Raw genomic sequence first — 12,527 nt, forward strand, 5'->3', positions numbered from 1 at the left:
CATGGAAACTAAGACACAAGAATGCGAAAAATCCAAACGCGTATTTGAAACTATTATTACACTTCTCGGCCAAAAAGCTGAAGTGGCTCACAAGTATACAGGAAAAAATATTGTTCTCAACGTAACTTCCGAAGACCCAGGTCGCCTAATCGGACGTAGAGGCATTGCCCTTAACAGTATCACTCACCTTATGAATCTCGTTCTCAAGCGCGAAGATGGTGAACATCCCCACGTTGTCATCGATGTGAAAGGCATTGGCGAAGAAGATAGAGGCGAGCGCGAGCGTGGACCTCGTAAAGACAAGCGCAATAACAAGCGTAATAATAACCGTCGCCACAATAAGAATTCTGAAAGTAACGAAACTGCTGAGCCAAAGACTGAAGCTAAAGCTGAGCCAAAGACTGAAGCTAAAGCTGAGCCAAAGACTGAAGCTAAAGCTGAGCCAAAGACTGAAGCCAAAGCTGAGCCAAAGGCTGAAGCTGAGCCAAAGACTGAGGCTAAAGCTGAGCCAAAGACTGAAGCTAAAGCTGAGCCAAAAACTGAAGCTAAAGCTGAGCCAAAGAAAAAACTTTCTCGCTTAGAGATCGAATGCCGTAACTCATCACGTGAAGTTAAAAAATGGGGCGAAGACACTTACCTACCTCCAATGACTGAAGGTGATTGCTTCAAAGCTCTCGATTACTTTAAAAATGATAAAGAAATCACAGCTGCAATCGACGAGAGTCGTACTTCTGGCGATAAAAAAAGAGTTAAGCTGTCAATTCAGCAATAAGCTTTTTGATCAATTGATTTTAGCCCCTCCTTCGAGGGGCTTTTTTTTGGTTCTTCACGGATTTGCGTGATTTGCAATAATTAGTAAAAAAGTCGTTCTCATGATTAAGTTTGATTTACCACAATTAAACAAAATAAAGAGAACGACTTATGTTAACAGATAACTTCCTTTCAAATTTTTGGCAAGGTTTCGCAGTTGAAGATTTTTATATAGATAGAGATAAACTTAGAGTTAAGCTTATCCCTCATAAAACGGCTTGCTGCGGACGTTGTGGCCTCATGGGCAATTCTATACATGATATAAGCGAACGTAAGGTACGTGATTTATCATGTTTCGAATATAAAACATATCTAATAATACAAGTACGTAGAGTTAATTGCTTAGTATGTGGAGTAAGAACTGAGCACATACCGTGGCTAGCACCTTATTCTAGGGTGACAAAACGATTGAAGAATTATACTGAAGCTTTGTGCCGCATTCTTCCCATAAGTCATGTCTCGAACCTTTTAGGATTACATTGGACAACGGTAAAGGATATTGATAAGGGCCGTTTAATTCGTGAAGTTACAGAGCCAGATTATAGTAGAATCAGGCAGCTTGTAATGGATGAATTCGCTCTACACAAAGGTCATCGTTACGCAACTGTGATTGCTGATGCAAATACACAGCAGGTTCTATGGATTGGAGAAGGGAGGTCCAGGAAAAATATTCGACCTTTCTTTGAAGAACTCGGTGAGTACTGTCAGAATATTGAAGCAGTCGCAATGGATATGAATACATCTTTTGATTTGGAAGTGAAAGAACACTGTCCACACGCCGAGGTCGTTTATGATCTGTTTCATGTAATAGCAAAATATGGGCGTGAAGTTATTGATCGAGTTCGTGTAGATCGAGCTAATGAGTTGAAAGAGGACAAAAAAGCGAGAAAAGTAGTCAAGCAAGGACGCTGGTTATTACTGAAAAATAAATCTAATCTTCGCGGTTCTCAAGAAATTAAACTTCAAGAATTACTACAAGCCAATAAGCCTCTCGCTGTTGTTTACATGATGAAGCAGGCCTTAAAAGATATATGGTTTTGTCCTACAGTTAAAGAAGCCTTTAATAACTGGAGGTATTGGTTTAAGCAAGTGAAAGAATCAGGAATAAAGCCTCTTGAAAATTTTGCGAGAAAATTAAGACCCTACGTACGAGGCATTTTAGCATCCTCTAAGTTTCCATTAAACACAAGTGTTCTTGAAGGTATGAATAATAAAATCAAAGGGGACTTGTAAACTTTAGAGCGGATTTTCTCTAAATTCTTTAAGCAAAATTTTGTATAAATTTTGCTTTCGGTTATTGAATCTATACTCTGATTCTTTTAAATGTAAATCAAAGTACTCAGACTTCAATCCTTTGAATTTTGTGAGCCGATGTTTTGCATACCCCCAGAAGGACTCAATTCCATTAATATGGGATTTGTTATTCGCAAATTCATTCTCACTATGAATAACTCTATAATGCTTTTTATAACCTAGATCAACTAAACCATTATAAGCTTTCCATCCATCTGTGTGAATCACACTTTCGAGTTCAACTTTACCTCTAATAATACCTAATAGTGTTTTAGCTGAAACATCATTTACTATTTCAGTGTAGACTTTCCCTTCTCTTTTTAGAAGTCCAAAAACTTTAATTTTATTACTGGCACCACGGCCTCGGCGACCTCTTGCTCTACGGGCTCCAAAATAACTTTCATCAGCTTCTATATCTCCTAATAATAATGGATTTTCTTCACAAGTTAGACTAAAGATTCGTTGCCGAATTCTTTGAATTAAGTTATTAATTGTAACCCTACTAAGGTGTGTTAAATCACTGATTTGAGAGACCGAAAAATCTGCGGCAAAAAATTTAAGGACTTCTCGGAACTTTTTTTCAGTAATATGAGCACGATTTATGTATTTATTCTTCATATTAAACACTAATAATTGTGTCTAAACTTTACAAGACCCAATCAAAGTAATCAAAAGAATGGCATACGGTTACAGAGATAGTACATACTTTTTCTTGAAAATTAGGGACGCCTTTCCCGGAAAACCGTGAAGAACCTTTTTTTTTGCCCTAAGGAGTATATCCGTGATTACTTAGATCCTCAATCACATAAGTAAATTGCTTAGTGAAATGACTTAAGGCTTTGGGGAAGTCATCTAATTTATCTGCCTTAATATGCTCTTCGAGTACCTGACAACTAAAGGCCAAATCTTTGGCACCTATCACGGCAGATATTCCTTTTAAAGTATGAATTAGACGACTCAAGTCTTCAAATTTTCTCTTGTGATAAAGTTCATCAAGAGTCGTTAAGAGTTCACTGTATTCGCTAATGAATTCATGCAATAGTTTATCATAGAGTTTCTCACTATCATTTGTATAGTGAATCCCCTCTTCAACATTTATCTTTTTGAAATTAAACTTTTCAATAAAATGTCTGTGCTCACCTTCATCCACAGATTTATCTTTAATCACCTTATCTTTGGGAAGCCATTTCACTAAAATAGACAATAGGTCTTCATTATAAAAAGGCTTAATTAAACGGTCATTCATACCTTCGTGCAAATATTCATAACCTTGATCGACAAAGGCATTAGCCGTGACCGCAATAATTGGGGTGTTTTTATTAAGCCCCTCGAAACGTATTTTTTTAGTCGCTTGTAGGCCATCCATAATGGGCATTTGAATATCCATTAGGATAATATCGTATGGCTTCTCTAAACACAACTGTACCGCATCGCTACCATTAACTGCACTATCTGTCTGAATATCAAAACTCTCCAACATTTCTAAAGCCACAAAGCGGTTCATTTTATTATCGTCCACTAAGAGAAGTTTAATACCTTGAAATTTGACCTGTGTCTTCTTGTCTACGTGTCTTACGATATTGGTTTCAACCTTGCTCAAAGTTAAAATTTCTTTAATGGAAGAATACAAAATTTGTGGATAGATAGGTTTAAACAAAATATTTTGCTCACTAGACATGGCTCGATGAATTGTCTCTTGTGGGTGTGCCGTGTATATAATCGGCAACTTCACCTTTTCAAAGACATCGCCATAGCTTCGGTAGGGACAGATCATTAAATCATATCGCTGCTCACTAATACGTGCATCGAAATAAGCATTTGTTGTAGCAAAGCTATCGACCTTCATATAGGCAACTTTTAAACTATTTTCTATTGACTCACGTAATGGATCTGAGCTCTCAATTAAAACCACTCTCTTCTCTACCATGCGGCCGAAATCTCTAGTTTTAGTTCTTTCCTCGAGAGGGATTTCAAAATTTGCGGTGAAATGAAACTGGCTGCCTTTTTGAGGTGTGCTATCCAACCAGATTTCACCTCCCATATACTTAACAATTTTTTTCGATATCGTTAAGCCCAAACCAGTGCCACCATATTTACGGGTCGTCGAGGAATCGCCTTGAGAAAAAGGTTGGAATAACCTGCCCTTCTGAGTATCACTTAAACCTATTCCCGTATCTTCTACACAAAAATGCAAAATTATAGAATCTTCTTTTAGAGTCTTCTCTTCTATAGATAAAATCACATGTCCCTTGCGAGTGTACTTTAAGCCATTCCCTATAAGGTTAAGCAAAACTTGTTCTAGGCGTAAGGGATCTCCCATAAGCTTGTAGGATAGTGGGCCAGGAAAAATTAAGTCAACGTTGCGATTGGTCATTCGACCCCTCAGGGTCCCCCCTACTTTCTCTAGTACATCACTCAACTTAAAAGGGATTTTTTCCATGGTCATTTTGCCAGCCTCAATTTTAGAAAAGTCCAAAATATCATTTAAAATGGTCAACAAATTTTCACTAGACTGCTTAATCTTATAAAGGTACTCCTCGTGCTTTTCTCCAGATTTATCTTTCAGCCCCAACTGCGTTAAACCGATAATAGCATTCATGGGAGTTCGTATCTCATGGCTCATATTAGCTAAAAACTCTGACTTCGCACTATTTGCTAGCTCGGCTTCTTCTCGTAATTCGTGGGCTTCTTTATAGGCCACTCCCAGTTTTTTATTGAGGGTATATAAGCGGCCTCCCCACAAGCCAATAACAAGAAGAACAATCGCTCCCACTATAAAAATTCTCCAAAATTTACCATAATCATTTGAGTCCCCCAAATGGGTCTTGCCCCAACGCTCACGAATCGCTTTATGTTCTCTGTCACTAATCATAGCAATCGTTTTATTAAGTATACTGACCAATTCGGGGTAATCATGATGCACTCCGATGGCCAGATCACAACGAAAGGGAACTTCTCCCGATATCTTTAAATCAGAAAATTGATCATCCTTTAAAAGCCGAGAAACTTCCGCCAAATTACCAATGTACGCAGAGCCTTCACCTTGAGTTACTTCCTTTAGAGCTGATAAAATATCTTTTTCTAACTTCAGGTTTAAATCACCATGTTTGTAGGTGAGCATATCATGCGCCGAGCGGTTCTCTACTACATAAATTTTATAGTCCTTCAATTGCTCGATACTACTCACTAAGGTTGTCTTTTTATTCGTGACAATGACAAAAGGAAATGAGAGGTAAGGTTTCGTAAAGCTCATATATTGTTGCTGCTGAGGTGTTTTTACCACCGTATCTAATGCATGAATTTTTTCATCTTTTAAGGAAGCGACTGTATCGGACCAAGAATCATTATGCACAAAGCTGAAATGAAGCCCTGATTTTTTTGATATAAGGTCTAAGTAGTCACTCGATAAACCCTTGAATATCTTGCCTTGTTCTTCAAATTCATGCCAAGCTTCATCAACACCAATAATAATTTCTGGTGTATTGGCTATCCATAATTTCTCTTTTTCCGTAAATTCACTTACTAGGGTCTTCCTACTAGAAAAAAACCATTGTTGACGTAAAGAGTAACGTTCTTCATCACTTACAGTATTCATTGCTTTTTGGAGGATATTTCTTAATATTTCCCAATCCTTCCGAACGGCTAAATGATGAACTCCATGACGATGTTCAGGAAAGCCTAATTGCGTCGTTAATTTTAAGCCTTTGATATCGTGGGCATGAATTAAATAATCCATTGTATAAGCTTCTTCCATAAAAGCATCGGCTTTACCAGCTGCTACCGCTTTTAGTCCATCTCGAGCAGTTTTAACCATCATATAATTTATTTTAGGGAAGTTTTTAATCACGGGCTCAACGGTGACATAATCTTCAACCATAGCCAAAGTCTTGCCGTTCATATCCCCCAAAAGTTTTATTTGCGTTTCATCCGATCGAATCGCCAGAGTATTAACAGTTTCTAAATAGGCTTGAGTATAGTGAAGAAACTCTTCTCTCTCCGGTGAGTAACTAATGGGATGGATTATATCAATTTTTTTCTCAAAACTCATCTTCAATAGTTGTTTCCATGAATAACCATTAATGAATTGGAGTTCCACTCCCAAACGATCAGCTAAGAGTTTTATATAACCCACGCTATAACCCTGTGCTTGCCCCTTCACATTGAAATCGTAGGGGGCCCAATCCAATTCATTGCTGACTCGCAAAACGGGGTGCTCTTTTAACCAAGCTTTTTCTTCCGCACTGAGGTCTAGCCGGTTTTGAGCTAACAAGCTTACGCTCATCGCCAAAAAGAATAATATTTTATAAATCATTAATTAAAAAACCTTGTCTCAAAATCTTAGCCAATATATATACTGCAATATGATAAAGCTAACTTTAAACCTATTGAGTATGAGACCACTTAGGTCTGTAAATCCACTCTTAGTTTATTCCACCGCTAATATTAGTCATTTGTAAAAAGCTTAGACAAAACTTAATTTCAATTAAAATTAATAATTTACGAGTGACTGGCCATGCCCTCTGCACAACTCAAAGAAGTTTATACTTTTTTTTCTCAAGTCCCCCTCTTTCAAGGAATGAGTGAACTTGATTTAAATGACATCACCAAGAAAGCTCAAATCGTTTACTTTCCGAAAAATTCTCAAATATTTCAGCAAGCTTTGAGTCCTGTTGATTCTGTTTACTTTATCTTACAAGGGGGCTTTGAACTGAGCTATGAGAGTAATGAAGAAATCGCTCATGACATCTTAAATCAGTACGAGGTCTATGGGGCGCTTAGTATTTTAAGGAATTCAGGAATTTCTTTGAGAACGGTAAAATCAAAAGAAGATACTTTTGCCTACACTATCCCGCAAAAAGATTTTTTGAAGATCATAAAAAAACACTCTGAACTCGAAGACTACTTCTTTAATCCCCTCAATGAACTAAGCTTCAATCGCTCTTGTTCACAAATGCGCAATCGTGGCAATAGAAATCAAGAGGGTTTCATGCAGGTCAGTATGAAATCCGCATGTAAGAAGCCTATCAATTTTTGTCATGAAGACCATAGCCTCAGCGATGTCGCAAAGATTATGACTGAATCAAATTTTGGTTTTTGCATAGTTCGTAAAAATGATGCCTTGATTGGAGTTATCAGCGATAGCGATATTCGCCGATCTATTGCTGCGGGATCACTCCCCTCTTCTACTCTAGCAAGTGAGATAATGACACAAAATGTGAAAACCATTCAAGATGATTACAGTGTCTTAGAGGCCCTCTTGAAAATGGAACGTCACAAACTCTCTCATATACCAGGAATTGATTCATCTGGAAAAGTAAATTCCGTCTTGTCAGCTTTAGATCTTCCCCAGGTCCAAAGTGGCTCACCCTTAGATTTTATTTATAAAATTCGTCAGTGCAAAACAGTGAGTGAAACTAGGGAAATTAAAAACAAGCTTCCACAAGTTATCAACGACCTACTTCTGCAAGGTTATTCTCCATTAAACACCGTTCAGTACATTTCTCGGGTCAATGACGCCATTCTACGCTGCACCATAAAAGAAACTTTGAAAGTTACCGGCCAAGCTCCAGTAGACTTCGACTTTCTCGTTTTGGGTAGCGAAGGACGTTTGGAACAAACACTGTCAGGTGACCAGGATAATGCTCTGATCTATGAAGATAGTGATTCTCCCGAAGTTCACTCATGGTTCAAAAACTTTGCGAGCCTCGTTTGTAGCCAGCTCGATAGTGCGGGTTATATCTATTGCAAAGGTCGCATCATGGCCGAAAATGATGCTTGGTGCCAAGATTTAACTAAATGGAAATCCAACTTCTCCAAATGGGTTGACAAGCCTTATGAAACAAATTTGCTGAATGCGCAAATATTTTTTGATTTCCGCCATGTCTATGGCCAAGGTGAACTCTCACAAAATTTGCGAAATCACCTTTTAGATGAGCTTTGTCAAAAGGGAGACAAGCTATTTTCCGCCATGAGCCAACAGTACCTTCAGCAATCTGCTCCCCTAGGCTTTTTTAATAATTTTATTGTTTCCAAAAGTGGCGAACACAAAAACTCGCTAGACATCAAATATGTAATGAATTTCATTGTCGAATTTGCTCGTATTCTTGCCCTAGAATCTTCTCTAGAAGCTACTTCAACGGCTCGTCGTTTAGATGAACTCTTTAAAAAAAGAGTTTTATCAAAGGCAGAAAACCAAAACCTACAACGAGCATGGAACCTCTGCCTATATCATCGCCTCATCCATCAAATTCAGCTTTTGGATCAGGATTTAGAAAGTCATAATTTTATCAATCCAGAAGATCTGAACACTCTCGATCGCGATATGCTTAAGTCGGCATTCAAACTCATTCCCGATTTGCAACTAAAAATAAAACTACGCTTTTCTGCAGGTCTGCAGCAATGAGTTTTTTAAAAGGACTTTTTTCTGCTGATCCACAAATCAATTTCCCAGAAGAAATGTTGGATCACGATGCAAGCAAACTCGATTATGTCGTTATTGATTGTGAAATGACTGGTCTCAACCCCAAGAAGGATCAACTTCTCTCTATTGCGGCAGTAAAAATTTCTCAAGGTAAAATTTTGAGTAATCAAAATTTTTATAAATTCATTTTTCAAGCAGAAGAAACGCTGCGGGAAGAAACTATTCTTATCCATCGCCTGAATCATCAAAAAGTATCTGAAGGACGGAATCAAACAACTGTGTTAGAAGAGTTTTCCCGCTTCTGCCACAACTGCATTCCTCTTGGCCATTTTTTTAATATTGACTTATCTTTTTTAAACCCACTACTGCCCTCCCCTTTCTCATACCCCCATTTAGACACACGGACCATTGCTCAATATCTTTTAAAGCAAAATCATCCCAACACAGCCCTACAACTAGAAGTGCTCTGCGATCACTTTTCTATCCCCCACTTTGAAGCACATAACGCTCTTGGTGATGCCACATCGACTGCTTGTCTATTTTTAAAATTACTTAGCGAACTTCGCAAACAACAAATTGTTTCGCTCCACTCTCTTCTCCTATCTACTAATACTTAGCCTTAGCGTTTTTTTTTGCTTTTTGAATTTTGACTTGTTATATTTTTCTAACAACCATTAGAGAATTATGAAAATTAAAAATCCTGAGACTTACCACAGTAAGAAACGCCAAGTTGATATGATTGAAAAAAAATTAGTATCAAGTGCCCATACTTTTGGCTGGTCGCAAATTAAAACTGCTCGGGCTTTATTGGAAGGTTTACTAAAAGTTAGAATTCGCTTTAAATCATCTAAACAACTTGATGTTTACCACTTGATTTTTGCTCTTAATTTCAAAGAAGCTGATTTAAAAGTTTTTAACCCTGAGGCCTTTGATAAAGAATTTATCTTGCGCTCAAAAGAGATAGATTAATAATTATTGACTTTAATAATTAATCCTTTATTACAATTGAATTTATACACAAAAAAGCCCCGACTTTTAAAGGCGGGGCCAGACTGTTGATAAACCCCCGTTTTTGTAACGGGGGTTTTCTTTTTGTACAGAAAAGCAAATATTTTATAATTTCAACAAAAGGTTCTTACAGTATGTAGAAATGTCTTGCAGGAGCTTGTTGGTGTTTTCTTGAGTGAAATTCTGCGTTCATCAAGAAATGCAGTGCTCCTTTACGAAGCGATAGCAATTTTCTTCATATTTTGGCATGCGGCGGCTAAAAGACACTGCTCTTGAACCTTTTTAATTCCACGCAATTTCGCATAACGGTGACCGTGTAATTGCTTTGAGTCAGCGAAACTCCTCTCCACGGTTTCCTGCCTTCGTTTATATAGGATTTTACCTTCTGGTGTGAGTCGGTTTTTCTTGATGCACTCTTTTTGATCCTCCCAGATATGTCGTGTGACGATCTTTGTGTGATTCGCACTTTTTGTACACTGGCTTCGCAATGAGCAGTTGGTGCAGGTTTTAGGGTTTGAAGCATATTCGCGGAAGCCTTCGCGAGTGGTTGTTCGATAAGGAAGTACCTGCTCTGCCGGGCAGGTATAGCTATTGTCTGTAGAGTTGTAAATGAACTGACTTTTCCGGAAATAACCTTTAATATGGTTCGGGCGTCGATAGCTTATCACACCGAAAATATCTCGATCCACAAGTCCTTTGCAGATTCCCGCGGTGAAATAACCGGCATCTAAACCAACAGCTTCGACATTAAAATTAAACCGTTCAAGTTGGTGATCCAAGCGCTTGAGATACGGGATACTGTCGTGAACATTTCCCGCGGTGACAAAACTGTCAGTGATAATATTAAACTTCCCATCGACAGTCCTGTGATCTAGATAGAAAAAGCCTTTGGGTTTACCATCCCTGACCATATAACCACTGTCTGGATCAGTGGTGCTGATCTTCGTTTCTTTAATCACCGGGCTACTATCTTTTTTTTTGAGAGGCTTCTTATCATTTTGAGCTCGATCTTTCGCGATATCTTTATTGAGAACATCTAAATAATCTCGAGTCGACTTCTCAACGTCTTGCTTATCAAATTTATTCTTATTGGCATTAGCCTTTAAGTGAGTAGAGTCGGTATAAAGGTGCTTTCCATCGACAAGCTTACGCTCCATAGCTAAGAGAACGATCTCATCGAATATTTCTTGATAAACATTGCTCTCTTGAAAACGACGGCGACGGTTTTGGCTGATGGTTGAGTGGTGCGGAATTTTATCCTGTAAGTTATAACCAAGAAACCAGCGATAAGCCATATTCATTTCTATCTCACGAATGAGTTGACGCTCGCTGCGAATACCAAATAGATATCCAATAAAAAGCATCTTAAAAAGAACGACTGGATCAACGCCGGGACGACCATTTGTTGGGCAATAGAGGTGTGCCACCTTGTGGTGAATGAATTCAAAATCGACAATGGAGTCGATCTTCCGCAAAAGGTGGTCTTGCGGAACTAATTGCTCAAGGCAAACGAATTCAAACTCGGACTGTTTTGACTGTTTTTTAATCATTAGTCAATATAATTTAACCAATAAAAAAGTCCTCCACACGGGAGGACTTTGTCAACAGTCTGGCCCCGCCTTTTAAAGGCGGGGCTTACTTATTTAAATTACTCGCCGCGTTTGACTGATTCTATCAATCTTCCTAAAGAACTATCTCTACCGTTTTTATTATGGTCATCTAAGAGCCGCTCCATAGCAAATTCTACTAAATGCGATTTCTTGATCTTAGTTTTAAACTTATAGGGCATAGAACGCCTAATCTCATCGTAAGTATTCTCTAGTTCCTCCAGAACTTCTGAGGATAAATAAAAAGTGACGCGCTCCTTACTTTGTTCTTTTTTGCTGCTTTCACTTTTTGAACTCAGGTTGACAATGTTTTCTAATTCATTTTTTGAACTGCTTAAATTTGAGAGAACTTTATCAACTTCTTCCTCACTTCTCACACCTGCCAAAGACAGAGGCTTTCTCTTAGAACCTGCCATCACACTACCTTTTTTAAATTTAACCATTTTCTACTAATTTCTTCATGAAGAGACTTTAACTCCTCTTTGGCTTTTTTATCGTGCCATTCTAAAACACATAAGCCTTGAGTCATCGTATCTGCATAAGCTACCCTACTTCCAAGTTTACTCTCTAACATCTCTAAGGGATACTCTTTCAAGACCATTTCTGTCTCTTGAGAAATCAATGTTCTTCCATTAAATTTGTTAACCAAAAAAGCAGCTTTGATTGCCGGGTTAATTGCTTGTGCCTCTTCTATTTTGTTAACCATCTTACTACTGGCCCAAATGTCAAGAGGTGAAGGCCCCACAGGTAATAGAATTAAATCACTTAAAGCAATGCTTACAGCCGCTAAAGTATCGACATTAGGTGATCCATCAATAATTACAGTATCATACTCTTCTGCGAGCCTTAAAGCTTGTTTACGAAGGACGACCGCATTCGGCAAACTAATGAGCATGACATCGTTCTGTTCTCTTTGCCCTTGCCACGCTAAGGCTGAGCCCTGTGAATCAGTGTCAATGATGAGTACCTTTTGCCCTTCCTGCTGTAAACTGCAAGCCAGATTCACTGCAACCGTCGTCTTCCCTACTCCACCTTTGATATTCAATACGGATATAATCATCTTTTAATCTCCTTTGTTATTTGTTGACTCAAGCTAAACCTCTTTTAAACGACTAACAAGAGATAAGTATAACTTTTTACTGATTTTATCAATCTTGCATTAATTATTTAATAATATATAAAATATTATAATTATATATATTTATAGTATATTAAATAATGAAGTAATTACTTAAATAAGTAATTAAAAACTTTTTAAATATAACTTTTTACTGATTTTCATCATGCAATAAAGTATAACCAAAAGCGGATTCTCCCCTAAATGGCTAGGATTTGAAGGTGAAGAATGTCCAGGCCAAGGGGTATTTAAGCACAAATAAGGCTATTCC

Annotated in this window: 10 protein-coding genes; 5 read left to right on the top strand and 5 right to left on the bottom strand. The window is 37.9% G+C overall.

Annotation, left to right across the window (positions count from 1 at the left end):
* Position 1 precedes the first annotated feature (1 nt).
* Together PQO01_RS20735 and PQO01_RS20740 are read left to right on the top strand one after the other, a co-directional pair.
* Positions 2–772 (top strand): KH domain-containing protein, encoded by a 771-nt coding sequence (locus tag PQO01_RS20735; RefSeq protein WP_274316133.1) that lies wholly within the window; start codon positions 2–4, stop codon positions 770–772.
* Positions 773–921: 149 nt separating this feature from the next.
* Positions 922–2,043, top strand: coding sequence for an ISL3 family transposase (locus PQO01_RS20740; RefSeq protein ID WP_274312371.1), 1,122 nt, complete (start codon positions 922–924; stop codon positions 2,041–2,043).
* A gap of 3 nt (positions 2,044–2,046) precedes the next feature.
* On the opposite strand, the gene PQO01_RS20745 is transcribed toward PQO01_RS20740, so the two are convergent.
* Both PQO01_RS20745 and PQO01_RS20755 read right to left on the bottom strand, forming a co-directional pair.
* Complete coding sequence (locus tag PQO01_RS20745; protein ID WP_274312370.1) at positions 2,047–2,721, bottom strand: IS1595 family transposase; 675 nt, start codon at positions 2,719–2,721, stop codon at positions 2,047–2,049.
* A 148-nt stretch (positions 2,722–2,869) separates the two neighbouring features.
* Positions 2,870–6,415 carry a transporter substrate-binding domain-containing protein gene (locus tag PQO01_RS20755; RefSeq protein ID WP_274316134.1) on the bottom strand — a complete coding sequence of 1,182 codons (3,546 nt, stop codon included), beginning with the start codon at positions 6,413–6,415 and terminating at the stop codon, positions 2,870–2,872.
* Between the two features lie 201 nt (positions 6,416–6,616).
* Between PQO01_RS20755 and PQO01_RS20760 the strand changes: the two genes are divergently transcribed.
* The 3 genes from PQO01_RS20760 (at position 6,617) to PQO01_RS20770 (ending at position 9,493) form a co-directional block, all read left to right on the top strand.
* Positions 6,617–8,506, top strand: coding sequence for a DUF294 nucleotidyltransferase-like domain-containing protein (locus tag PQO01_RS20760; RefSeq protein WP_274316135.1), 1,890 nt, complete (start codon positions 6,617–6,619; stop codon positions 8,504–8,506).
* Positions 8,503–9,141 carry a 3'-5' exonuclease gene (locus PQO01_RS20765; protein ID WP_274316136.1) on the top strand — a complete coding sequence of 213 codons (639 nt, stop codon included), beginning with the start codon at positions 8,503–8,505 and terminating at the stop codon, positions 9,139–9,141. Before PQO01_RS20760 ends, PQO01_RS20765 begins: the two co-directional genes overlap by 4 nt.
* 67 nt (positions 9,142–9,208) lie before the next feature.
* Positions 9,209–9,493, top strand: coding sequence for a hypothetical protein (locus PQO01_RS20770; protein WP_274316137.1), 285 nt, complete (start codon positions 9,209–9,211; stop codon positions 9,491–9,493).
* 251 nt (positions 9,494–9,744) lie between these two features.
* On the opposite strand, the gene PQO01_RS20775 is transcribed toward PQO01_RS20770, so the two are convergent.
* From PQO01_RS20775 to parA, 3 genes are all read right to left on the bottom strand, one after another.
* A complete protein-coding gene (locus PQO01_RS20775; RefSeq protein ID WP_274312506.1) occupies positions 9,745–11,082 on the bottom strand; it encodes an IS1182 family transposase in 1,338 nt (445 codons plus the stop codon).
* A 98-nt stretch (positions 11,083–11,180) separates the two neighbouring features.
* Positions 11,181–11,555 (bottom strand): hypothetical protein, encoded by a 375-nt coding sequence (locus tag PQO01_RS20780; RefSeq protein ID WP_274316138.1) that lies wholly within the window; start codon positions 11,553–11,555, stop codon positions 11,181–11,183.
* Complete coding sequence (parA, locus tag PQO01_RS20785; protein ID WP_274316139.1) at positions 11,555–12,199, bottom strand: ParA family partition ATPase; 645 nt, start codon at positions 12,197–12,199, stop codon at positions 11,555–11,557. The genes PQO01_RS20780 and parA overlap by 1 nt, the downstream gene beginning before the upstream one ends.
* Positions 12,200–12,527 lie beyond the last annotated feature (328 nt).

This window comes from Lentisphaera marina (assembly GCF_028745505.1).
Lineage (GTDB): Bacteria > Verrucomicrobiota > Lentisphaeria > Lentisphaerales > Lentisphaeraceae > Lentisphaera > Lentisphaera marina.

What these genes read in the sequence shown, in the direction of transcription:
- PQO01_RS20735 (WP_274316133.1), top strand. Translation starts at nt 2, where the DNA reads ATGGAAACTAAGACACAAGAATGCGAAAAATCCAAACGCGTATTTGAA.
- PQO01_RS20740 (WP_274312371.1), top strand. Translation starts at nt 922, where the DNA reads ATGTTAACAGATAACTTCCTTTCAAATTTTTGGCAAGGTTTCGCAGTT.
- PQO01_RS20745 (WP_274312370.1), bottom strand. Translation starts at nt 2,721, where the DNA reads ATGAAGAATAAATACATAAATCGTGCTCATATTACTGAAAAAAAGTTC.
- PQO01_RS20755 (WP_274316134.1), bottom strand. Translation starts at nt 6,415, where the DNA reads ATGATTTATAAAATATTATTCTTTTTGGCGATGAGCGTAAGCTTGTTA.
- PQO01_RS20760 (WP_274316135.1), top strand. Translation starts at nt 6,617, where the DNA reads ATGCCCTCTGCACAACTCAAAGAAGTTTATACTTTTTTTTCTCAAGTC.
- PQO01_RS20765 (WP_274316136.1), top strand. Translation starts at nt 8,503, where the DNA reads ATGAGTTTTTTAAAAGGACTTTTTTCTGCTGATCCACAAATCAATTTC.
- PQO01_RS20770 (WP_274316137.1), top strand. Translation starts at nt 9,209, where the DNA reads ATGAAAATTAAAAATCCTGAGACTTACCACAGTAAGAAACGCCAAGTT.
- PQO01_RS20775 (WP_274312506.1), bottom strand. Translation starts at nt 11,082, where the DNA reads ATGATTAAAAAACAGTCAAAACAGTCCGAGTTTGAATTCGTTTGCCTT.
- PQO01_RS20780 (WP_274316138.1), bottom strand. Translation starts at nt 11,555, where the DNA reads ATGGCAGGTTCTAAGAGAAAGCCTCTGTCTTTGGCAGGTGTGAGAAGT.
- parA (WP_274316139.1), bottom strand. Translation starts at nt 12,199, where the DNA reads ATGATTATATCCGTATTGAATATCAAAGGTGGAGTAGGGAAGACGACG.